At 68.4% G+C, this 22,928-nt stretch carries 19 protein-coding genes; 8 read left to right on the top strand and 11 right to left on the bottom strand.

Annotated elements, in window-relative coordinates; all coding sequences use genetic code 11:
• The first annotated feature begins 39 nt into the window (after positions 1-39).
• Positions 40-522 carry a nitrate reductase associated protein gene (locus ACP26O_RS13950; RefSeq protein WP_175665388.1) on the top strand — a complete coding sequence of 161 codons (483 nt, stop codon included), beginning with the start codon at positions 40-42 and terminating at the stop codon, positions 520-522.
• A gap of 49 nt (positions 523-571) precedes the next feature.
• On the opposite strand, the gene ACP26O_RS13945 is transcribed toward ACP26O_RS13950, so the two are convergent.
• Complete coding sequence (locus ACP26O_RS13945) at positions 572-967, bottom strand: acyl-CoA thioesterase (RefSeq protein WP_012364680.1); 396 nt, start codon at positions 965-967, stop codon at positions 572-574.
• Positions 968-1,142: 175 nt separating this feature from the next.
• Between ACP26O_RS13945 and ACP26O_RS13940 the strand changes: the two genes are divergently transcribed.
• Positions 1,143-3,014 (top strand): ABCB family ABC transporter ATP-binding protein/permease, encoded by a 1,872-nt coding sequence (locus ACP26O_RS13940; protein ID WP_175665389.1) that lies wholly within the window; start codon positions 1,143-1,145, stop codon positions 3,012-3,014.
• A 106-nt stretch (positions 3,015-3,120) separates the two neighbouring features.
• Here ACP26O_RS13940 and murU read toward each other — a convergent pair whose 3' ends face one another.
• Both murU and ACP26O_RS13930 read right to left on the bottom strand, forming a co-directional pair.
• Positions 3,121-3,840 (bottom strand): N-acetylmuramate alpha-1-phosphate uridylyltransferase MurU, encoded by a 720-nt coding sequence (gene murU, locus ACP26O_RS13935; RefSeq protein WP_175665390.1) that lies wholly within the window; start codon positions 3,838-3,840, stop codon positions 3,121-3,123.
• Between the two features lie 34 nt (positions 3,841-3,874).
• Positions 3,875-4,924 carry an aminoglycoside phosphotransferase family protein gene (locus tag ACP26O_RS13930; RefSeq protein WP_126228478.1) on the bottom strand — a complete coding sequence of 350 codons (1,050 nt, stop codon included), beginning with the start codon at positions 4,922-4,924 and terminating at the stop codon, positions 3,875-3,877.
• 225 nt (positions 4,925-5,149) lie between these two features.
• Between ACP26O_RS13930 and ACP26O_RS13925 the strand changes: the two genes are divergently transcribed.
• Genes ACP26O_RS13925 through rsmA form a run of 4 tightly spaced genes read left to right on the top strand, consistent with a single transcriptional unit; the run spans position 5,150 to position 10,807 of the window.
• Positions 5,150-7,510: an LPS-assembly protein LptD gene (locus ACP26O_RS13925; RefSeq protein WP_175665391.1), complete on the top strand. Its 2,361-nt coding sequence runs from the start codon at positions 5,150-5,152 to the stop codon at positions 7,508-7,510.
• A 51-nt stretch (positions 7,511-7,561) separates the two neighbouring features.
• The gene (locus ACP26O_RS13920) at positions 7,562-8,920 is read left to right on the top strand and encodes a peptidylprolyl isomerase (RefSeq protein ID WP_011657884.1); all 1,359 of its coding nucleotides are present in this window, start codon (positions 7,562-7,564) and stop codon (positions 8,918-8,920) included.
• An 11-nt stretch (positions 8,921-8,931) separates the two neighbouring features.
• Positions 8,932-9,921, top strand: a complete 990-nt coding sequence (gene pdxA, locus ACP26O_RS13915; RefSeq protein WP_175665392.1) for a 4-hydroxythreonine-4-phosphate dehydrogenase PdxA — start codon at positions 8,932-8,934, stop codon at positions 9,919-9,921.
• A 55-nt stretch (positions 9,922-9,976) separates the two neighbouring features.
• Positions 9,977-10,807 (top strand): 16S rRNA (adenine(1518)-N(6)/adenine(1519)-N(6))-dimethyltransferase RsmA, encoded by an 831-nt coding sequence (gene rsmA / locus ACP26O_RS13910; protein ID WP_126228476.1) that lies wholly within the window; start codon positions 9,977-9,979, stop codon positions 10,805-10,807.
• 135 nt (positions 10,808-10,942) lie between these two features.
• Here the strand turns inward: rsmA and ACP26O_RS13905 are convergent, their stop codons facing one another.
• A complete protein-coding gene (locus ACP26O_RS13905) occupies positions 10,943-11,878 on the bottom strand; it encodes a DMT family transporter (RefSeq protein ID WP_105785010.1) in 936 nt (311 codons plus the stop codon).
• 365 nt (positions 11,879-12,243) lie between these two features.
• Here ACP26O_RS13905 and gloA point away from each other — a divergent pair, with 365 nt between their 5' ends.
• Positions 12,244-12,633: a lactoylglutathione lyase gene (gene gloA, locus ACP26O_RS13900; protein WP_126228475.1), complete on the top strand. Its 390-nt coding sequence runs from the start codon at positions 12,244-12,246 to the stop codon at positions 12,631-12,633.
• 108 nt (positions 12,634-12,741) lie between these two features.
• Here gloA and ACP26O_RS13895 read toward each other — a convergent pair whose 3' ends face one another.
• From ACP26O_RS13895 to glyQ, 5 genes are read right to left on the bottom strand one after another with little or no spacing between them, the layout of a single operon-like run.
• Positions 12,742-13,653 (bottom strand): M48 family metallopeptidase, encoded by a 912-nt coding sequence (locus tag ACP26O_RS13895; protein ID WP_011657879.1) that lies wholly within the window; start codon positions 13,651-13,653, stop codon positions 12,742-12,744.
• 46 nt (positions 13,654-13,699) lie between these two features.
• Positions 13,700-14,464, bottom strand: coding sequence for a lysophospholipid acyltransferase family protein (locus ACP26O_RS13890; protein ID WP_011657878.1), 765 nt, complete (start codon positions 14,462-14,464; stop codon positions 13,700-13,702).
• 43 nt (positions 14,465-14,507) lie between these two features.
• Positions 14,508-15,071: a D-glycero-beta-D-manno-heptose 1,7-bisphosphate 7-phosphatase gene (gene gmhB / locus ACP26O_RS13885; RefSeq protein ID WP_006751479.1), complete on the bottom strand. Its 564-nt coding sequence runs from the start codon at positions 15,069-15,071 to the stop codon at positions 14,508-14,510.
• A gap of 10 nt (positions 15,072-15,081) precedes the next feature.
• Positions 15,082-17,181, bottom strand: a complete 2,100-nt coding sequence (glyS, locus tag ACP26O_RS13880; RefSeq protein ID WP_175665393.1) for a glycine--tRNA ligase subunit beta — start codon at positions 17,179-17,181, stop codon at positions 15,082-15,084.
• 22 nt (positions 17,182-17,203) lie between these two features.
• A complete protein-coding gene (gene glyQ, locus ACP26O_RS13875) occupies positions 17,204-18,208 on the bottom strand; it encodes a glycine--tRNA ligase subunit alpha (RefSeq protein ID WP_006751477.1) in 1,005 nt (334 codons plus the stop codon).
• 345 nt (positions 18,209-18,553) lie between these two features.
• On the opposite strand from glyQ, the gene ACP26O_RS13870 reads away from it, so the two are divergent.
• A complete protein-coding gene (locus ACP26O_RS13870; RefSeq protein ID WP_175665394.1) occupies positions 18,554-20,191 on the top strand; it encodes a tetratricopeptide repeat protein in 1,638 nt (545 codons plus the stop codon).
• Positions 20,192-20,207: 16 nt separating this feature from the next.
• On the opposite strand, the gene lnt is transcribed toward ACP26O_RS13870, so the two are convergent.
• Entirely contained in the window at positions 20,208-21,896 is a 1,689-nt protein-coding gene (gene lnt / locus ACP26O_RS13865; RefSeq protein ID WP_175665395.1) for an apolipoprotein N-acyltransferase, read from the bottom strand.
• Positions 21,897-21,948: 52 nt separating this feature from the next.
• Entirely contained in the window at positions 21,949-22,836 is an 888-nt protein-coding gene (locus tag ACP26O_RS13860; protein ID WP_006755523.1) for an HlyC/CorC family transporter, read from the bottom strand.
• Positions 22,837-22,928: the final 92 nt, after the last annotated feature.

Raw genomic sequence — 22,928 nt, 5'->3', positions numbered from 1 at the left:
AGGCCGGCCGCGCCGGCATCCGCCACTCGGGTAACGACCATGGGACTCAGCGACGCTCCGCTGCTATTCAATTTCGAACACGAATCGTCGGAAAACCTGACGTACATTCCGATGATCGTGCGTTTCAATCTCGACCGCTTCGGTCTGCGGATTTCACTGGAGCAGTGGCAACTGCTGCCACTCGAGGACCGCAAGCTGCTCGCGCGCTTTCCGGCCGACGACGACACCCTGATCGAGCCCAATTTCGATCACGCGCTGTTCGAAATGCTGCGCACGCATGCCGATCTCGAACCGTCGTGGTTCCAGCCGGACGAGCAGCCGAGCTGGCGCGCGACCGACACGGTGCCGGATGCGCTCGTGCAGCAGAGCGCGCTGGCCGGGCTGCCGGCGCCCGCGCTCGCGCAGTGGCAGCGGCTCGCGCCGTTCCAGCGCTACGTGCTGATGAAGCTGTCGCGCAAGCCGACGCTCAATCACGACTTCGTGCCAGCGATGCGCGAGTTCGGGCTGACGGCCACGCACTGACGGGCCCCGGGGAGCGCCGCCTGCGGCGCCGCGGCGCGGCGCGTGCGGATCAGAGCGGCGGCAGTTGACGCGGCTTGCGGTCGGGGCCGGTTGCCACATAGGTGAGCGTCGCTTCGGTCACCTTCACGATTTCGCCCATCAGGCGCATGCGCTGCGCGTAGACCTCGACGTCGACCGTCACCGACGTGTTGCCGGTGCGGATGATGGTCGCGTAGAAGCTCAGCAAGTCGCCGACGAACACCGGCTGCTTGAACACGAACGAATTGACCGCGACCGTCGCTACGCGGCCGTTCGCCCGCTGGCTCGCGGGGATCGAGCCGGCGATGTCGACCTGCGACATGATCCAGCCGCCGAACACGTCGCCGTGGACGTTTGCGTCGTGCGGTTGCGGGACGACGCGCAGCGCGGGCTGCTTTGCCGGGAGTTCGAGGGTCGAATCGGTCATGGCGGGGGCTTTCATCCTGTAATGAATTTGCCGCCGCGCGCAGCCCGGCCGGCGAGGGCGCCGGCAGCGGCGCGAGGCGGCTTCTGCGACAATACAACGTTCGCAAATTGTACGAGAAAGCGGGCGAGTCGGCCGCTGCAGCACGCGTCCGGCAGCACCGCCGATCCTTCCCCCCATGCGCCGATATTCCGCTTCCGGCGAGCCCGCGCCGGCTCCGACCGGGCCACGCAACGACTGGCAGACCATCCGGTCGCTGCTGCCGTACCTGGCCACCTACAAATGGCGCGTCGCGCTCGCGCTCGGCTGCCTGATCGGCGCGAAGGTCGCGAACCTCGGCGTGCCGGTCGTGATGAAGCGCATCGTCGATCACCTGTCCGCCGTGCAGCAGCTCACCGCGCTCGGCCGCGCCGAGCAGTCGGCCGGCATCGTGCTCGCGGGCGGCGTCGGCCTGCTAGTCGTCGCATATGCGTTCGTGCGGCTGTCGACGTCGCTCTTCACCGAGCTGCGCGAAATCCTGTTCTCGAAAGTCACCGAGAGCGCGGTGCGCCAGCTCGCGCTGCAGGTGTTCCGGCATCTGCACGGGCTGTCGCTGCGCTTCCATCTCGAACGCCAGACGGGCGGCATGTCGCGCGACATCGAGCGCGGCACGCGCGGCATCCAGCAGCTGATTTCCTATTCGCTGTACAGCATCCTGCCGACGCTCGTCGAGGTCGGGCTCGTGCTCGGCTTCTTCGTGGTCAAGTACGAGGCGTACTACGCGTACGTGACGTTCGCGGCGCTCGTCACGTACATCGTGTTCACCGTGAAGGTCACCAACTGGCGCACGCACTTTCGCCGCACGATGAACGAGCTCGATTCGCGCGCGAACTCGCGGGCGATCGATTCGCTGATCAACTACGAGACGGTGAAGTACTTCGGCAACGAGGAGTGGGAGGCGCAGCGCTACGACGAGAACCTGAAGCGCTACCGCAAGGCCGCGATCCGCTCGCAGAACTCGCTGTCGGTGCTGAACTTCGGCCAGCAGGCGATCATCGGCACCGGGCTCGTGTTCATCCTGTGGCGCGCGACGCAGGGCGTGCTGGCAGGCAAGCTGACGCTCGGCGATCTCGTGCTGATCAACACGTTCATGCTGCAGTTGTACATTCCGCTGAATTTTCTCGGCGTCGTGTATCGCGAGCTGAAGCAGAGCCTCACCGACATGGACCGGATGTTCGGGCTGCTGGCGGCCGCGAAGGAAGTCCCGGACGCGCCCGACGCGCGGCCGCTCGCGGTGGCCGGCGCGCAGGTGCGCTTCGAGCACGTGAACTTCTCGTACGAAGCGTCGCGGCAGATCCTGCACGACGTGACGTTTACGATCGACGCGGGCACGACGACGGCGGTGGTCGGTCACAGCGGCTCCGGCAAGTCGACGCTGTCGCGCCTGCTGTTCCGCTTCTACGATCTCGACCGGCAGGCGGGCGGCGCGATCCGCATCGACGGCCAGGACATCCGCGACGTCACGCAGGACTCGCTGCGCGCGTCGATCGGGATCGTGCCGCAGGACACCGTGCTGTTCAACGACTCGATCTACTACAACATCGCGTACGGCCGGCCGACCGCGAGCCGCGACGAAGTGATCGCGGCCGCGCGCGCCGCGCACATCCACGACTTCATCGAGAGCTTGCCGAAGGGCTATGACACGCCGGTCGGCGAGCGCGGGCTGAAGCTGTCGGGCGGCGAGAAGCAGCGCGTCGCGATCGCGCGCACGCTGCTGAAGGATCCGCCGGTGCTGCTGTTCGACGAGGCGACGTCGGCGCTCGATTCACGCTCGGAGCGCGCGATCCAGCACGAGCTCGACAACATCGCGCGGCACCGCACGACGCTCGTGATCGCGCACCGGCTGTCGACGGTCGTGCATGCGCAGCAGATTCTCGTGATGGACCACGGGCGCATCGTCGAGCGCGGCACCCACGACGAGCTCGTGCGCGCGGACGGCCTCTATGCGCAGATGTGGGCGCTGCAGCAACAGCGCGCGGCAGCGGGCGGGGAAGCGGCCGAAGCCGCGTGAGCGTGGCTGCCCGCGCGCGGCGCGAGCGGGTGGTTTGCCGGCCGTCCGGAATCGGCCGGCGTTGCGCGGTCACCGCCGGGTCGCCCGGCGGTCGGCCGCGAAACGATCAGCCCGCGGCGCGCAGCCGCGCGTCGAGTTCGCCGAGCTGCGCGGGCGTGCCGACGTTCTCCCAGATACCTTCATACAATTCGCCACTCGCGCGGCCGGCCTCGATGGTCGCCCTGAAGTAGGGCGACAGCGCGCGGTGCGTGCCGGGCACGATGTCGTGGAACATCCGCGTGTCGTACACGCCGATGCTGCCGAACGTGACGCGTGCGGCGCCGGCGAGCGCGAGCCGGCCGTCGTCGCGGAGCACGAAATCGCCGTCCGGATGGAACGGCGGGTTCGGCACCATCACGAGATGCATCGCGGGCGCATCCAGCGTGGCCATTCGAGCGGCACGGGCGGCGAGCGTCCCGTAGTCGAATGTGCAGTACACGTCGCCCGCGACGCCCGCGAACACCGTGGGCCGGCCGTCGCGCTCGAGCAGCGGCAGCGCCTGCGCGATGCCGCCTGCGGTTTCCAGCGCGTCGCCTTCGGCCGAATACGCGAGGCGCACGCCCCAGCGCGAGCCGTCGCCGAGCGTCGCCTCGAACTGTTCGCCGAGCCACGCGTGGTTGATCACGATCGTCTCGATGCCCGCGCGGGCGAGTGCTTCGATCTGCCAGACGATCAGCGGCTTGCCGCCGGCTTCGAGCAGCGGCTTCGGGCGGGCGTCGGTCAGCGGACGCATCCGCTCGCCGCGCCCGGCGGCGAAGATCATCGCCGTGGTGAGGGTAGTGCTCATGTTGTTCGTCTGAATATGAGAGCGGTCAGAACGGTCAGAATGTATAGCCGACGTCGGCCGCGCCCTTGCCCTCGAGCTCGTCGAGCAGCTTCGCGAACGGCACGAGCGGGCGGTAGCGCAGCGCGACCTTGCGCGCATAGGCGACAAAGCGCGGCAGGTCGTTCAGGTAGTGCGGCTTGCCGTCGCGGTAGTTGATGCGCGCGAACAGGCCGAGGATCTTGATGTGGCGCTGCAGCCCCATCCATTCGAGCTGGCGGTAGAACTCGCCGAAGTCCGGATCGACCGGCAGACCGGCCTTCTTCGCCCGCTCCCAGTAGTACGCGAAGCAGTCGAGCTCGAACTCCTCGTCCCAGCTGATGAACGCGTCGCGCAGCAGCGACACGACGTCGTACGTGAGCGGCCCGTACACGGCGTCCTGGAAGTCGAGCACGCCCGGGTTCGGCTCGCAGACCATCAGGTTGCGCGGCATGAAATCGCGCAGCATGAAGCCCTGCGGCTGCGCATGGGCGCTCGCGACCAGCAGCGCGAAGGTGCGATCGAGCGTGCCGCGCATCGCGTCGGTGACGGGCCTGCCGAGGTGCCGGCCGACGAACCATTCGGGCAGCAGCTCCATCTCGCGGCGCAGGAACGCCTCGTCGAACGGCGGCAGCACGTCCGGCCGCGACGTCAGCTGGAAGCGGATCAGCGCGTCGAGCGCGTCGCGCATCAGCGGGCGTGCCGCGACCGGGTCGGCCGGATCGAGCACCGAGATGTACGACGTGCGGCCGAGGTCGGTCACGAGCATGAAGCCTGCGTCGAAATCGTGGGCCAGCACGTCCGGCACGTGGTCGCCGGCCGCGGCGAGCAGCTGCGCGACCTGGACGAATTCACGGCACTTCTCGGGCGGCGGCGCGTCGACCGCGATCAGCGAGCCGCCGGGGCGCGTGGCCGACGCGACACGGAAATAGCGGCGGAAACTGGCGTCCGACGACGCGGGTGCGAGGGTCGACAGGTCGAGGGCGAAGCGCTCGGCGAGCGGGCGCAGCCACGCGGTCAGTGCTTCGAGGCGGGCGTCGGGCTGGGATGCGGCGGATGGGGGCGTCATGAAACTCGGCGGAGGGGGGAACGTCTTGCCATATAATACCCCACGACTTTTTTGACGCGCCCCGCGTCAGCTTGCGCCGCGCAGGCCCGCCGCCTGTCGCGCCGTCCGCCCGATCGCCTCCCCGGTTTGCGCTCCGCCGCAGTCGCGGTGCGACGGCGTGGGCCGCCGCGCGCGAACGAATGTGCCGCCGGTGCGGTTGACAAGGGGCGATTCGCCAAACGATAGATGCCGCCCAAACCGCTATTCCCGAATGTTTTCCCCGGTGACGGGGCGCCGCGCAAACGGCGGCTCGCGCTCGCGCTCCTGGCCGTGCCGGGCCTCGTGCCGGCCGTGTCGTACGCGCAGCTGTCGGGCGCGGCCGCGCAGCCGCAGCCGCTCGACTCGCCGTGGGATCTGCGTCTCGCCCCGCAGCTCGAGGATCATCCGCTGAAGGACGGCGCGAAGCCGGCCGCCTTCGTGATTGCCGACCATACGAGCGGCACGGCCGAACAGGACCTCGCCGCGAAGGGCTCGGCCGAGCTGCGCCGCGGCGATGCCGTCGTGAAGGCCGACGCGCTCCACTACGATCAGGATACCGACATGGCCGATGCGTACGGCCAGGTCCGGGTGATCAACGGCGGCACGTCGTTCGCGGGCCCCGAAGCGCATCTGAAGGTCGAGGCGAACCAGGGCTTCATGACGGCGCCGAAGTACCACTTCAACGTGACGGGCGGGTCCGGCAGCGCGGAGCGCGTCGACCTGCTCGACAGCGAGCGCTCGGTGTTCGTCAACGGCACCTACACCGCGTGCCAGTGCGCGACGGACCCCGCGTGGTACATCAAGGGCAGCCGCTTCGATTTCGATACGGGCGCCGACGAAGGCACCGCGCGCAACGGCGTGCTGTTCTTCCAGGGCGTGCCGATCTTCGCGAGCCCGTGGTTGACGTTCCCGCTGTCGGGCGAGCGGCGCAGCGGCCTGCTGCCGCCGACGTTCTCGTTGACCTCGAACAACGGGTTCGAGCTGACGCTGCCGTACTACTTCAACATCGCGCCGAACCGCGACCTGACGATCACGCCGCGCATCATCTCGCGGCGCGGCGTGCAGACCGAAGCGTCGTTCCGCTACCTGTCGCCAACGTATTCCGGCACGCTGACGGCCAATTACCTGCCGGATGACCGGCTCGCGCACCGCAACCGCTACGCGATCTACTGGCAGCACCAGCAGAACTTCGGCGGCGGTTTCGGCGGCTACGTCTACTTCAACAAGGTCTCGGACAACACGTATCCGGAAGACCTCGGGTCGACGAACGAGTTCATCAACGGCACGCAGACGCTGTACCAGCAGGAAGCCGGGCTCACGTACAACAACGGCCCGTGGTCGGTGCTCGCGCGCTACCAGCACTGGCAGACGCTGCCGCCGTCGATCGCGCCGTACAGTCGCGAGCCGCAGTTGAACGTGAAGTACACGAAGTACAACGTCGGCGGCTTCGACTTCGGCGCGGAAGCCGACTATTCGCGGTTCCGCATCACGACCGCCGATGCGACCGAAGGCGACCGGATCGTCTTCAACCCGTACATCGCGTACGGCGTGTACGGCCCCGGCTACTTCGTCGTGCCGAAGGTCCAGTACCACTTCGCGTCGTACGACCTGAACTACCTGTCGTCGAGCACGCCGAACAGCCCGAAGCGCTTCACCGAGTCGATCCCGACCGTGAGCTTCGACACGGGCCTGATCTTCGACCGCTCGGTGCGCCTGTTCGGCCAGGACTTCATCCAGACCCTCGAGCCGCGCCTGTACTACGTGTACACGCCGTATCGCGACCAGTCGAACGCGCCGCTGTTCGACACCGCGGAATCCGACTTCGGCCTCGCGGAGATCTACCAGCCGAACACGTTCGTCGGCAACGACCGCATCGCGGACGCGAACCGGATCACGGCCGGCCTGACGTCGCGCTTCATCGATCCGCGCACCGGCGACGAACGCGCGCGCTTCGTGATCGCGCAGCAGTACTACTTTGCCAATCAGCGCGTCACGCTGAACTCGGTGCAGGCGCCCGTGCAGGCGCGCCACTCGGACCTGATCGTCGGTGCCGCGCTCAAGCTCGGCTCCGGCTTCATGTCGGAAACCGCGTTCCAGTACAACCAGAACAACAACCAGCTCGTGAAGTCGAGCATCGGTTTCGGCTTCAGCCCGGGCGAGCGCCGCGTGATCAACGTCGGCTACCGCTATACGCGCGCGAACACGACGCTCGACAACCAGCCGATCAACCAGTTCCTGGTGTCCGCGCAATGGCCGCTCACGCGCCGCCTGTACGCGGTCGGCCGCTTCAACTACGACCTGGCCGCCAACCGGGTCGTCGACGGTCTGCTCGGCTTACAATACGACGCGGATTGCTGGGCGCTCGGCGTCGGTGCCCAGCGCTTCGCGAACGGCGTGAACTCGTCGGGGCAGCAGAACTCGTCGACGCGATTCATGATGCAGCTGACGTTGAAGGGGCTGTCGAGCATCGACAACGGTCTGGTGGCGGCTTTCCGCGCCGGGGTGCCGGGCTATACGGCGCTGCCGTCCGCGCCGCCGCCGATGTCCCGCTTCAGTAACTACGAGTAACGCCGGCTTGTCTGCACCGGTCAGCACGATTTCAATGGAGTATCAGTGGCAATGAAGAAAACCCTTCGTTTCGCGGCAGTCGTGTCCAGCCTCGCCGCGTCCGCCGCGCTGCTCGCCGCCGCGCCGGCCGCGGCGCAGGCGCTTGGTTCGCGAGGCGCGCAGCTCGCCGACGAAGTCGTCGCGGTCGTCAACAACGACGTGATCACGGGCCGCGAACTCGACCAGCGCGTCGGCCTGATCGCACGCCGGCTGCAGCAGCAGAACGCACCGGTGCCGCCGGCCGACCAGTTGCGTGCGCAGGTGCTGAACCAGATGGTCCTCGAACGCATCCAGGTGCAGAAGGCCAAGGACGACGGGATCCGCATCGACGATGCGACCGTGCAGTCCACGCTGCAGCGCCTCGCGCAGGCGAACGGGATGACGCTCGAACAGTATCGCGCGCGTCTCGAGGCGCAAGGCGTGCCCTGGAGCGTGTTCACGAGCGACGCCCGCACCGAGCTGATGCTGTCGAAGCTGCGCGAGCGCGAGGTCGACGGCAAGATCACCGTGTCGGACGCCGAGGTCGTGAACTACATCGCGAGCCAGCGCGGGCCGAGCGCGGCGCAGCAGCAGGACCTGCGCTTCCAGCACATCTTCATCAAGGCGCCGACCAACGCGCCGCAGGCCGAGATCGAAGTCGCGCAGAAGAAGGCCGAAGCGCTGCTCCAGCAGGCCACGTCGGGCGCCGATTTCGAGAAGCTCGCGAAGAACAATTCGGAAGCGAACGACGCGAAGAAGGGCGGCGACCTCGGCTTCAAGGCGCCGGGCGCGCTGCCGGCGGAGGTTGTCGACGCCGCATCGAAGCTGCGTCCGGGCCAGGTCAACCCGACGCTGATCCGCGTGCCGGACGGCTTCGAGATCGTGCGTCTCGTCGACCGCCGCCAGAGCCAGGGCACGAGCGCCGCCGCACCGAAGATCGTCCAGACGCACGTGCGCCACATCCTGTTGCGCGTCGGCGAGGGCAAGTCGGAAGGCCAGGCCCGTCAGCAGTTGCAGGACATTCGCCGGCAGGTCGAGGCCGGCGGCGATTTCGCGAAGTTCGCGCGCACCTACTCGCAGGACGGTTCGGCGTCGCAGGGCGGCGATCTCGGCTGGATCAGCCCGGGCGAGACCGTGCCGGAATTCGAGCGCGCGATGAACAACCTGCAGGACGGCCAGATCAGCCAGCCGGTGCGTACCGAGTACGGTTACCACCTGATCCAGGTGATCGATCGCCGCGAGTCGGAAGGCTCGGTGCAGCAGCAGATGGATATCGCACGCCAGGCGATCGGCCAGCGCAAGGCCGAGCAGGCGTATGCCGACTGGCTGCGCGAGCTGCGCGATTCGTCCTACGTGCAGTACAAGATCGGCGGCGTCGGCCCGGCGAACTGAGCGAGCTTCACATGACGGCATCCGCGCTGCAGATCGCGATCACGACCGGCGAACCCGCGGGTGTCGGCCCGGAGCTGACCGTGCAGGCGCTGCAGGATGCCGCGCGGCGCTGGCCCGGCGCGCATTTCACCGTGCTGGGCGACGCCGCGCTGCTCGACGCGCGCGCGGCGGCCGTCGGGGCCGACCGGGCGGTGCTCGCCGGCGGCGGGCCGGTGTCGGTCGAGCATCATCCGCTCGCCGCGCCCGCGCAGGCGGGCAAGCTCGACGCGGCCAACGGCCGCTACGTGCTCGCGCTGCTCGATGCCGCGATCGACGGCGCGCTGGCCGGCCGGTTCGACGCGATCGTCACCGCGCCGCTGCAGAAGAGCACGATCAACGATGCCGGCGTGCCGTTTACCGGCCATACCGAATACCTGGCGGAGCGCACCCACACGCCGCGCGTCGTAATGATGCTGGCGGGCACGGGCGAGCGGCCGCTGCGCGTCGCGCTCGCGACCACGCATCTGCCGCTGAAGGACGTATCGGCCGCGCTGACGATCGACGGCCTCGTCGACACGCTCGCGATCATCGATCGCGACCTGCGGCGCGACTTCGGTCTCGCGGCGCCGCGCATCCTCGTGACGGGGCTGAACCCGCACGCGGGCGAGAACGGCTATCTCGGGCGCGAGGAGATCGACGTGATTTCCCCGGCGCTCGCACGCGCGCAAGCGCAGGGCATCGACGCGCGCGGCCCGTATCCGGCCGACACGCTGTTCCAGCCGCGCCATCTCGAGGGCGCCGATTGCGTGCTCGCGATGTTCCACGATCAGGGCTTGCCCGTGCTGAAGTATGCGACGTTCGGCGAGGGCATCAACGTCACGCTCGGCCTGCCGATCATCCGCACGTCGGTCGATCACGGCACCGCGCTGGATCTGGCCGGTACCGGCAGCGCGGATCCGGGCAGCATGGTCGCCGCCCTCGACACGGCCGTCGCGATGGCGCGCCATCGCCGCGCGTCGTGACACACCCAGGCGCAGGCCTGACCTAACTCGTCGTATTTTTCGTTTTTCTCAGTCGATGTCGAACAGCAGACAGCACCAAGGCCACTTCGCGCGCAAGCGCTTCGGGCAGAACTTCCTCGTCGATCACGGCGTGATCGACTCGATCGTCACGACGATCGGCCCCGCGCGCGGCCAGCGAATGGTCGAGATCGGCCCCGGGCTCGGCGCGCTGACCGAGCCGCTGATCGCGCGACTCGCGACGCCCGAGTCGCCGCTGCATGCGGTCGAACTCGACCGCGACCTGATCGGCCGCCTGCAGCAGCGCTTCGGCCCGCTGCTGGAGCTGCATGCGGGCGACGCGCTCGCGTTCGACTTCCGCTCGCTCGCGGCACCCGGCGACAAGCCGTCGCTGCGGATCGTCGGCAACCTGCCGTACAACATTTCCAGCCCGCTGCTGTTTCACCTGATGACGTTCGCCGATGCGGTCATCGACCAGCATTTCATGCTGCAAAACGAAGTCGTCGAACGGATGGTCGCGGAGCCGGGCACGAAGGCGTTCTCGCGGCTGTCGGTGATGCTGCAGTATCGCTACGTGATGGAGAAGATGCTCGACGTGCCGCCGGAATCGTTCCAGCCGCCGCCGAAGGTCGATTCGGCGATCGTCCGGATGATTCCGTACGAACCGCACGAGTTGCCGGACGTCGATCCGGTGCTGCTCGGCGAAGTCGTCACGGCCGCGTTCTCGCAGCGCCGCAAGATGCTGCGCAATACGCTCGGCGACTATCGCGAGACGATCGATTTCGACGGGCTCGGCTTCGATCTCGCGCGACGCGCGGAGGATGTGAGCGTGGCCGAATATGTCGGTGTCGCGCAGGCGCTGGCGGCACGGCGCAAGGCTGCGGAGTAACGGCGAGCCGCGGGCCGGGAAACGCGCGCCGGCTCGAGATTCATGAGGCTGTCCTGACGGGCAGCCTTTTTATTTTCCCGATCCGCTTTCGTGGATTTCGTCACTTTCGTCGATGAAGGACCGCGGCCGCGCGCGTTACGCGCGCCGGCGTGGCGGCGCGTTGACGAGCGCGATCCCGGTCAGCACCAGCGCGGCCGCCGACATGAAGCGCCAGCCGACCGATTCGCCGAGCAGCAGCACGCCGAACGCGACGCCGAACAGCGGCGACAGGAACGTGAACACGGACAGCCGCGACGCGCTGTAGCGCGTCAGCAGCCAGAACCACGACAGATAGCTGACGAACGCGACGATCACCGACTGGTAGGCGAGGCTCGCGAGCGCGACCGGCGTGACCTGCGCGAACGACATCTGGCCGAGCAGCGCGGCGAGCGCGACCAGCACGACGGCCGACACCGCGAGCTGGTAGAACAGCGTCTTGCTCGCGCTGGCCCGCGCGAGCGACGTCGAGCGCACGACGACCGTCGTCGCGGCCCACATCGCGCCGCCGAGGATCCCGAGTGCGTCGCCGGCGAGCCCCGCCAGAACCGACGCGCCGGGCGCGCGCGGCTTGAGGAAGCCGTCCGCGAACGCGAGCGCGATGCCGGCGAACGCGAGGCCGACGCCGGCCCACTGAACCCGTTGCAGCCGCTCGCCCGGCGTGAACAGGTGCAGGCCGAGCGCCGTGAAGCACGGTGCCGTGTACAGGAAGATCGCCATGTGCGATGCGCTCGTCAGCGTCAACCCGAAGAACACGCAGATGAACTCGCCGGCGAACAGCGCGCCGGCGGCGATGCCCGCGCCGAGCGTGCCGTCCGCGCGGAACAGCGGCGTGCCGCGCGAGTGCGCCCAACCCCACAGCAGCAGCGCGGCGATCACCGAGCGCAGCCCGGCCTGGAACATCGGCGGGATCGCCGCGTTCGTGCTCTTGATCGCGACCTGCTGGAAGCCCCAGATCGCGCACAGCAGCAGCATCACGCCGATGGCGCGCGTGTCGAGCGCGCGGCGCACGGGCGAGCCGGCAAGCGCGGTCATCGGCGGACCTCGCCGACGCGGCGGAGCGGGGGCACGGACATCGGCAGGGGCAGCGGCGGGCGGACGGCGTGTCCGGCACGCCCGAATCGGCGGTTTCGCACGGCAGGCGGTGGGGCTGAATGGGGTGGTGGTGGTCGCGTTCCAGCGGCGGCGCGCATGCCCGCTTTTGGTGCGAAGTGGAAGGATGTTACCCGATCGGCCGGGATGGCGGGCATCGTCGAACGGCAGGCTTTCACCGGCGCACGGACGTCGGGCCACTGCGCGGCTGCGCGATATCAGCGGGCGACAGACGAGGCGGCGTCGGCGAGATTCACGTGACTCCGGTAGAATTTCCGGCTCTGGAAAGTCCCCACAGGAGTACAACAATGCGTTTGCTGCATACGATGCTGCGAGTCGGCGATCTCGACCGCTCGATCAAGTTCTACACCGAATTGCTCGGCATGAAGCTGCTGCGGCGCGAGGATTATCCGGAAGGCAAGTTCACGCTCGCGTTCGTCGGCTATGAAGCGGAAAGCACGGGCACCGTGATCGAGCTGACCCATAACTGGGATACGCCGTCCTACGATCTCGGCAACGGCTTCGGTCACCTGGCGGTGGAAGTCGACGACGCGTACGCGGCCTGCGACAAGATCAAGGCGCAAGGCGGCAAGGTGACCCGCGAAGCGGGCCCGATGAAGCACGGCACGACGGTGATCGCGTTCGTCGAGGATCCGGACGGCTACAAGATCGAGTTCATCCAGAAGAAGGCGCGCTGAGCGCGGGATGAGCGGCTCGCGGCGCACGATGTGCGTCGCGGGCAACGAAAACGGGCGATGCGAAGGAATCCGCATCGCCCGTTTGCATTGTGGGTGCGACTGATCGCGCTACAGTGCCGGCAGCAGTTCGGGCGGGTGATGCTTGAGCGTGTGCCGTGCTTCGCGGAATTCCGGGAAGATCGATTCGACGGTCTGCCAGAAGGCCGGGCTGTGGTTCATTTCGCGCAGGTGCGACAGCTCGTGCGCGACGACGTAGTCGACGATCGACATCGGGAAATGGATCAGCCGCCAGTTCAGCCGGATCTTGCCGTCGCTCGAGCAGCTGCCCCAGCGCGTCGCGGCCGACGACAGCGCGTACATCGAATACGTGACGCCGAGCTTTTCCGCGTAGACCACCAGCCGTTCGCCGAAGATCCGCTTCGCTTCGCCCTGCAGCCAGCCCTGCACGCGATCCTTGATCTGCTGCATGTCCGCCTGCACGGGCAGCGGCAGCGACAGCCGCAGCGCGTCGGCGTCGAATGCGACGGCACCCGCGCCGAGCGCGATCGTGATCGTCTTGCCGAGATACGGGAGTTGCGCGCCGTCGCGCCAGTCGATTTGCGGCAGCGCGCGCTGCTCGGTGCGGGTCTTCCACTCCGCGAGCTTCGCGAAGATCCAGCGCTGCTTCTCGGCGATCGCCGCTTCGATGTCGGCGAGCGTGACCCAGCGCGGCGCGGTGATCGACAGGCCGCTGCCGTCGATCGTGAAGCCGATCGTGCGGCGCGCGGAGCGCTTGAGCCGGTATTCGAGCACGCGGCTGTCGAGTGCGAACGTACGGACGCGGGAGCGATCGCGCGCGGGGCCCGGATCGAGCGGTGCGGTGGGCACCGCGGGTGCCGCAGCCGCTTCAGGTGGCGCGGGCGACGCGGCGGGCGCCGACGCTGCCGGCGAGGCTGCGGCCGGCCCGTCGAAGAGCGGCAGGTCCATCTGGCGATGATCGAGGGCCACGACGGCAGGCCGTGGCCGCGGACGCTTTTTCATCAGTTCGCTTCGTTTCGTCGTTCGCAACGGCTGCAATCCGGGTGATTCAGACGCGCGCGGCATCGCGCGTGCCGGCGTTGCCCGGCTGGCGATACGCATCGGGATCGATGCGGCGCATTTCCGCTTCGATCCAGGCTTCGACCTGCGAGTTCAATACGTCGGGCGTCTTGCCGTCGACGGGAATCGGCTTGCCGATCGACACGGTGACGACGCCCGGGAACTTCGTGAACGAATTGCGCGGCCACACACGACCTGCATTGTGCGCGATCGGCACGACCGGCGTATTGGTTTCGATCGCGAAGCGCGCGCCGCCCGTCTTGTACTTGCCCTGCTTGCCGACCGGCGTGCGCGTGCCTTCCGGGAACATGATCATCCACGCGCCTTCCGACAGGCGCTTCTTGCCCTGGCGGATCACCGACGTGAACGCGTTCTTGCCTTCCTTGCGGTCGATGTTGACCATGTGCAGCAGCCCGAGCGCCCAGCCGAAGAACGGCACGTACAGCAGTTCGCGCTTGAACACGTAGCACAGCGGCTTCGGCATCAGCGCCGGAAACGCGAGCGTCTCCCACGCCGACTGGTGCTTCGACAGCAGCACGGCCGGGCCGTCGGGCAGGTTTTCCATCCCTTCGATCCGGTAGTGGATGCCGTTCAGCCAGCGCACGACCCATAGCGTCGACTTGCACCAGCCGGCCGCCATCCAGTAGCGCGCGTCGGGGCGCATGAACGGGAACGCGATGAAGCACGCGGTGGCGTACGGCACCGTGTACAGGATGAAGTAGATCAGCAGCAGCAGGGAGCGGACGAAGCGCATCGGCGTGGGTCTGAGGGTAAGGAGGATGCGCGCGGCGGCCGCATCACTCGTGTTCGTGTGAAAGGAAGTCGAGCGCGAACGCGCGCAGGTCGTCGTGGACCTTCGTGCCGTCCGGCAGATTGCCCGCGGCGAGCGTCTTCTTGCCCTTGCCGGTCAGCACGAGGTGCGGCCGGAAGCCGACCGCGACGGCGGCCTGCAGGTCGCGCAGCGAATCGCCGACGGCCGGCGTGTGACCGGGATCGATCTCGAAGCGCTCGGCGATCATCTGCATCATGCCGGGTTTCGGCTTGCGGCATTCGCAACGATCTTCCGCCACGTGCGGGCAGAAGAACACCGCGTCGATGCGCGCGCCGACCGCGGCCGCCGCGCGATGCATCTTCTGGTGCATCTCGTTGAGCGCGGCCATGTCGAACAGCCCGCGGCCGATGCCGGACTGGTTGGTCGCGACGACCACGCGATAACCTGCGTGGTTGAGCCGTGCGATCGCCTCGAGGCTGCCGGGCAGCGCGATCCATTCGTCGGGCGTCTTGATGAACGCGTCCGAATCGACGTTGATCACGCCGTCCCGGTCGAGGACGACGAGCTTGCGGTTGGGGCTGATCGGCATCGTTCGGCCTTTATGCGGCGAGCTTCGAGATGTCGGCGACACAGTTCATCTGCTGATGCAGCGCGAACAGCAGCGCGAGACGGTTGGCGCGCAGCGCGGGATCCTCGGCGTTGACCATCACGTCGTTGAAGAACGTATCGACCGGTGCGCGTAGCGCGGCGAGCGCCGACAGCGCGCCCGTGTACGCATGTGCTTCGAGCTGCGACTGCACGTGCGGCGTCACGGCCGCGAGCTGTTCGTGCAGCGCCTTTTCGGCGGCTTCGACGAGCAGCGTCGGCTGCACCGTGCCGTTCGCGCCGCCTTCCGACTTCTTCAGGATGTTCGAGATCCGCTTGTTCGCGGCCGCGAGCGCCTCGGCTTCCGCGAGAAGCGTGAATTCGCGCACCGCGTCGAGGCGCGCGACGAGATCGTCGACGCGCGTCGGGTTCAGGCTCAGCACCGCGTCGACTTCGCCGGCCGAGTAGCCGCGTTCGCGCAACAGGCCGCGCAGGCGGTCCATGAAGAACGCGAAGATCGCGTCGGTCGATTCGGCGACGCCCGGCACGCCTTCGAAGCGTGCATGGGCCGTGCGCAGCAGCGCGACGAGATCGAGCGGCAGCTGCTTCTCGAGCAGCAGGCGCAGCACGCCGAGCGCGTGGCGGCGCAGCGCGAACGGATCCTTTTCGCCCGTGGGCGCGAGGCCGATGCCCCAGATGCCGACGATCGTCTCGAGCTTGTCGGCCAGCGCGACGGCGGTCGACACCGGCGTGGTCGGCAGCGCGTCGCCGGAGAAGCGCGGCTGGTAGTGCTCGGCGCACGCGAGCGCGACGTCGTCGGGCTCGCCGTCGTGACGCGCGTAGTACGTGCCCATCGTGCCCTGCAGTTCCGGGAACTCTCCGACCATGTCGGTCAGCAGATCGGCCTTCGCGAGGCGCGCGGCGCGCTTCGCGTGCGCGGCGTCGGCGCCGATCGCGGGCGCGATCTCGCCGGCCAGCGCCTCGAGGCGCTCGACGCGCGCGAGCGCCGAACCGAGCTTGTTGTGATAGACGACGTTCGCGAGCAGCGGCACGCGGTCGGCGAGCGGCTTCTTCTTGTCCTGCTCGAAGAAGAACTTCGCGTCGGCGAGGCGCGGGCGCACGACGCGCTCGTTGCCTTCGATGATCTCGCCCGGCGTCTTCGTGTCGATGTTCGACACGATCAGGAAGCGCGAGCGCAGCTTGCCGCCGACGTCGGTCAGCGCGAAGTACTTCTGGTTCGTCTGCATCGTGAGGATCAGGCATTCCTGCGGCACCTGCAGGAATTCGTCCTCGAAGCGGCACGGATAGACGACCGGCCATTCGACCAGCGACGTCACTTCGTCGAGCAGCGATTCGGGCATCACGACCGTGTCGCCGTTCGCGTGTTCGTTCAGCTGCGTGCGGATCGTTTCGCGGCGGTCGGCGAAGTGCGCGATCACGCGGCCCTTGTCGCGCAGCGTGTCGGCATACGCGTGCGCATGCTGGATCGCGACGAGGCCGTCGGACAGGAAGCGGTGGCCGAGCGTGGTGTCGCCGGCGTCGATGCCGAACGCGGTCACGGGCACGACGCGATCGTCGTGCAGCACGGTCAGGCGGTGCACCGGGCGCACGAACTTCACGTCGGTGCCGTCCGGGCGCTGGTAGGTCATGAACTTCGGGATCGGCAGCTTCGCGAGGGTTTCGTCGAGCGCGGCCTGCAGGCCGTCGGCGAGCGTCGCGCCGGCTGCCGAGTAATTGACGAAGAACGCTTCGGCCTTGCCGTCCTGCGCGCGCTCGAGATCGGCGATCGACAGGTGCGGGTGACCGAGCGCCGCGAGCTTCTTCGCGAGCGGGGCCGTCGGCTTGCCTTCGGCGTCGAGCGCGACCGAGACGGGCAGGACCTTTTCGCGGACCTGCTTTTCAGGCGCGACGGCGCGCACGTTCTGCACGACGACGGCGAGGCGGCGCGGCGTCGCGTAGCGTTCGAACACGAGTTCGCCTTCGACGAGGTCGCGCGCCGCGAGGCGTTGCGCGAGACCTTCGGCGAATGCGTCGCCGAGGCGCGCGAGGGCCTTCGGCGGCAGCTCTTCGGTCAGCAGTTCGACGAGCAGGGGGGCGGGATGGTTATGCGTCATGTGTGGAATCAATCTCGTCTCGTCAGTCCTGATCGATCTTGCGTTCGACCTTGAGCGGCGGCGCCCATGCCGGCTGCGCGGCGTCCTGGGCGTCGGTGGTGAGGCCCGGCACGCCCGGCGGGTTGCCGAGCATCGGGAAGCCGAGCTTCTCGCGCGAGTCGTAGTAAGCCTGCGCGACGAGACGCGACAGCGCGCGGATGCGGCCGATGTAGGCCGCGCGTTCGGTGACCGAGATCGCGCCGCGCGCATCGAGCAGGTTGAACGTGTGGCCGGCCTTCAGCACGAGTTCGTACGCGGGCAGCGCGAGCTGCGCGTCGATCATCTTCTTCGCTTCCGCTTCGTAGCTGTTGAAGAACGTGAACAGCAGGTCGACGTTCGCGTGCTCGAAGTTGTAGGTCGACTGCTCGACCTCGTTCTGGTGGTAGACGTCGCCGTACGACAGGCGGCGCAGCTCGGGGCCGCTCGGGCCTTGCTCTTCCCACTCGGTCCAGACCAGGTCGTACACGTTCTCGACCTTCTGCAGGTACATCGCGAGGCGCTCGAGGCCATACGTGATTTCGCCGAGCACCGGCTTGCATTCGAGGCCGCCGACTTCCTGGAAATACGTGAACTGCGTGACTTCCATCCCGTTCAGCCACACTTCCCAGCCGAGGCCCCACGCGCCGAGCGTCGGGTTCTCCCAGTCGTCCTCGACGAAGCGCACGTCGTTCTGCTTCAGGTCGAAGCCGAGCGCTTCCAGCGAGCCGAGGTACAGGTCGAGGATGTTTTCCGGCGCCGGCTTGAGCACGACCTGGTACTGGTAGTAATGCTGCAGGCGGTTCGGGTTCTCGCCGTAGCGGCCGTCCTTCGGGCGGCGCGACGGCTGCACGTACGCGGCGCGCCACGGCTCGGGGCCGACCGCGCGCAGGAACGTGTGGACGTGCGACGTGCCCGCGCCGACTTCCATGTCGATGGGCTGGAGCAGGGCGCAACCCTGCTTGTCCCAGTAGGACTGCAGCGTCAGGATGATTTGCTGAAACGTAAGCATGAAGAGCCTTCGTGGCGCTGGCGCTCCGTTGCGAACGGCGCTCCGGGCGGAGCCCGGAGGGTCGGCTCGCGCGGCGGCGCGGCTTGTTAGTGTGCTGAAACGCGTAATTTTACCGGATCGGCGACCGGATGCGGCCGGAACGCCGACGAAGGGGCCGTCGGCGGTGTTCCGGCGACCCGTGCGAAGCGGGTGCAAGGGGTGCCGGCGCGCGCGTCGCGGCCGCTTGTGCGGCGTCGCGATGCGCGTGTCGCGTCGGCGGCCGCAGCGCTTTGCGCGGGCGTTAAGATGCACGTATTGCGGCGCGCGCGACGCGTGCCGCGTGACCGATTGCCCACTCCGGACCGCATGGACGATTCGAACGACCTCCTCATTCCGCTGATCCCGCCGCTGCTCGCCATGCTCGGGCAGGCCGCCGACGCGCACGCGCGCGGCGAGCACGATGCGCACGCGCTGTGGCTTGCCGCCGCCGGCCATCTGCACGCGGTCGACATGGCCGCGCTCGCGCAGCTCACGTCGGCGCTCGTCGCGCGACAGCGCACGGCCGACGCGCTCGCGCTGGCCGAATGCGCGGTGCGCGTGCATCCGGGCGCCGGTGCCCGTTTCAATCACGGCTACGTGCTGCAGATGCTCGGCCGTCACGCCGACGCCGTCGCGCCGTATCGCGCCGCCTATGCGCTCGATCCGCGCTGGCCGTCGCTGCGCAACAACCTCGCGATCGCGCTGCGGCTGTCGGGCGGCGACCGCAACGAGGAAATCGCGCTGCTCGACGCGGCCGTCGAGGCCGATCCGCACGACGTGCAGGCGTGGATCAACCTGGTCGTCGCGCGGCTCGCGGCACAGGACCTCGACGGCGCGCTCGCGTGTGCGGCGCGGCTCGCGCAAATCGCGCCCGACAATGCGCTCGCGCTGAACAACATCGCGATGGCGATGAAGGAAGCGCAGCGCTGGGACGACGCCGGGCGCTACGCGTCGCGCGCGTGCGAACTGGCGCCCGACGACGCCTCGTTCCGTTTCAATCTCGCGATCATCCAGCTCGTGCGCGGCAACTACGCGGCCGGCTGGCGCGGCCACGAGGCGCGCTGGGACGGTGCGGGCGAGCTGCGCGGGCGCCGGCCGGCGCTGCCGGGCCCGCGCTGGCAGGGCGAGCCGCTCGCGGGAAAGACGCTGCTCGTGTGGGGCGAGCAGGGGCTCGGCGACGTGCTGCAGTTCGCGCGCTTCGTCGCGCCGCTCGCCGAGCGCGTGCACCGCGAGGGCGGCCGGCTCGCGTGGAACACGTTTCCGCAGGTGGGCACGCTGATGCAGCGCAGCCTCGGTGCGCATGCGGACGCGTTCAGCGCGGGCGGCAGCGTCGACGAACTGCCCGCCTTCGACTACGAAGTGCCGTTGATCGGCCTGCCGCTGATGCTCGGGATGGAGACGTCGACGCTCGGCGAATCGGTGCCGTACCTGCATGCCGACCGCCACGCGCGCGACGCGTGGCGCGCGCGGCTCGCGGGCGACGGTCGCTTGAACGTCGGGCTCGTCTGGACGGGCAGTCCGGGACACCAGCGCAACCCGTTCCGGCGCGTCGGGCTCGATCGCTACGCCGATGCGTTTCGCGGTATCGACGGCGTCACGTTCCATTCGCTGCAGCCGGGCGCGGATGCGGATGTCGCCGCGGCGCGCGCGGCCGGTTTCGCGATCGAAGACTACACGGCCGAACTGAAGAGTTTCGACGATACGGCCGCGTTCATCGGCGCGCTGGATCTGGTGATCACGGTGTGCACGTCGGTCGCGCATCTGGCGGGCGCACTGGGCGCGCGCACCTGGGTGCTGCTCGACGTGAATCCGCACTGGCCGTGGCTGCTCGAACGCACCGACAGCCCGTGGTATCCGACCGCCACGCTGTACCGGCAGCCGACGTTCGGCGCTTGGGCGCCGGTGATGGCGGCGCTCGGGCGGGATCTGCGCGGCCTGGCCGCGCAGGCGAAGCGGCCGGCCTGAGCGGCCGGCCGAGGCGTCATACGTTGGGGGCGTCGCCGGCCTTCGAGCCGTTGCGGCGGCGCAGGCCCGGCCCGAACGTGAAGCCGAACGCGAGCAGCACCAGCGATACCGCGAGCACGACGTTGTTGCCGCTCGTCACGTACGGCGTGAAGCCGCTCGTGCCTTCGATCCGCAGGTCGAGTGAGCCGATCGTGAACGGTTTCAGCTGGCCGAGCACGCGGCCGCGCGCGTCGATCGCGGCCGTCATCCCGGTGTTGGTCGCGCGCAGCATCGGCCGGCCCGTCTCGAGCGCACGCATCCGCGCGATCTGCAGATGCTGGTCGAGCGCGATCGTGTCGCCGAACCACGCGAGGTTCGTCACGTTGACGAGCACGCCGGGCGGCTGCGGATTGTCGCGGATTGTCGCGGCGATTTCCTCGCCGAACAAGTCCTCGTAGCAGATGTCGGCCATCACCGGCTGGTTGTGCACGAGGAACGGCTTCTGCACCGGCGCGCCGCGCGCGAAGTCGCCGAGCGGCATCTTCATCAGGTCGACGAACCACCGGAAGCCCCACGGGATGAATTCGCCGAAGGGCACGAGATGGTGCTTGTCGTAGTGATAGATGTCGCGCGAATGCGGCGTCACGCCGTACAGGCTGTTCGTGTAGTCGACGTAGCGGCCTTCGGGCGTGACCGATGCGCCGACCGCGCCGAACAGCACGGCCGAGCCCGTCGTGTCGCTGAACTTGCGGATCGCCACGGCGAACGGCTCGGGCAGCTCCTGGATCATCACCGCGATCGCGGTCTCCGGCGTGACGATCAGGTCGGCGGGCTTTTCGACGATCATCTGCTGGTACATCTTGATCGCCGCGTCGATGCCCGCCTGCTCGAACTTGATGTCCTGCTTCACGTTGCCCTGCAGCAGCCGCACGCTGAGCGGCGCGTTCGCGGGCACGGTCCACGTGGCCTGCGACAGCCCGATGCCGGCCGCGACGAGCGCGACGGCGACGCCGGCCGGCGCGGCGATCCGGATGCGTGCGTTGCCGTCGGTGTGTTCAGGAGCGGGCGACCGGCGCGCGGCGACGAGCGCCTGCACGACCAGCGCAGCGAACAGCGCGAGCACCCAGCCGATCCCGTACACGCCGACCACCGGCGCGAAGCCCGCGAACGGGCCATCGACCTGCGCATAGCCGCTCGCGAGCCACGGAAAGCCGGTCAACACGGTGCCGCGCAGCCATTCGCCGAGCGCCCATGCGCTGGCGAATGCGAACGCGCCGTGCCAGGTCGGCGAGAACGGCCGCGGGTCGGCCTCGCGGCGATGCCACGCATGGCCCGCGCAGAACGACCACAGCCCGGCCGAGAACGCCGGGTACAGCGACAGGTACAGCGAGAACAGCACCAGCGCGCCGCCCGCGAGCGGCGCGGCCATCTCGCCGTACACGTGCATGCTGATGTAGAGCCACCACACGCCGGTGATGAAGTTGCCGAAGCCGAACGCGCCGCCGGTGAGCGCGGCGCCGCGCCAGCTCGACGTGCGCGTCAGCTGCGCGAAAAACCAGACGAATACGACGAGCTGCAGCCAGCCGCCATGCGGGGTCGGGGCGAAGCCGAGCGTATTGGCCGCGCCGGCGAGCAGCGCGGCCGGATAGTGCCAGCGCGGCAGCGCGCGGCCGGGCGCCGGCGCGAGAAGGCCGCCAGCCGGGCGGGACGGGATCGGATCGTCCATGTGAAGCGAAAGGGGGCGAGCGGTTGAAGGAGACGCGGGCGGCGCGAGACGGTCAGTCTTCGTGCGAGGTTTCGGCGCGGCGGCTCGCGTGCGGGTTGCGGCGCACCAGCAGCACGTGGACCTGGCGCGCATCGCCGCGCTGGATCTCGAACACGAGGTTGCCGAGCTGCAGCTTCTCGCCGCGGTGCGGCACGCGGCCGAAATGATGGGTGATCAGCCCGCCGATCGTGTCGACTTCGTCGTCGGGGAAGTCGGTGCCGAACGATTCGTTGAACTGTTCGATCTCGGTGAGCGCGCGCACGCGGTAGCGGCCGTCCGGCCCCGAGATGATGTTGCCGGCCTCTTCGTCGAAGTCGTATTCGTCCTCGATGTCGCCGACGATCTGTTCGAGCACGTCCTCGATCGTGATCAGGCCCGCGACGCCGCCGTATTCGTCGACGACGATCGCGAGGTGGTTGCGGTTCACGCGGAAGTCGTGCAGCAGCACGTTCAGGCGCTTCGATTCGGGGATGAACACGGCGGGGCGCAGCATCCCGCGCACGTCGAATTCCTCTTCGGCATAGAAGCGCAGCAGGTCTTTCGCGAGCAGCACGCCGATCACGTTGTCGCGGTTCTCCTCGAACACGGGGTAGCGCGAATGCGCTTTCTCGAGGACGAACGGGATGAAGTCTTCAGGCTTGTCGGCGATGTTGATCGCGTCCATCTGCGCGCGCGGCACCATGATGTCGCGGGCGCACAGGTCGGACACCTGGAACACGCCCTCGATCATCGACAGCGAATCGGCGTCGATCAGGTTGCGTTCGTGGGCGTCCTGGAGGATTTCCAGCAGCTCGGTCCGGGATTCCGGCTCGGGCGAGATGAAGTCGGTCAGGCGCTCGAGCAGCGAGCGCTTTTCTTGCGGTTTGTCGGTGAGCTTACGACTGGGATACGAATCGTTCATGGTGGTGCGCCCGGGTCATGCCGGGGCGCGCGGTCACGGAGTAGGCAAGGATACACCAAGGGCATGGCGCGGCCGTGTCACCCCGGCCGTCC

This window comes from Burkholderia sp. R-40 (assembly GCF_049942845.1).
GTDB classification, from domain to species: domain Bacteria; phylum Pseudomonadota; class Gammaproteobacteria; order Burkholderiales; family Burkholderiaceae; genus Burkholderia; species Burkholderia ambifaria.
This window is presented reverse-complemented; position numbering and strand designations above follow the sequence as displayed.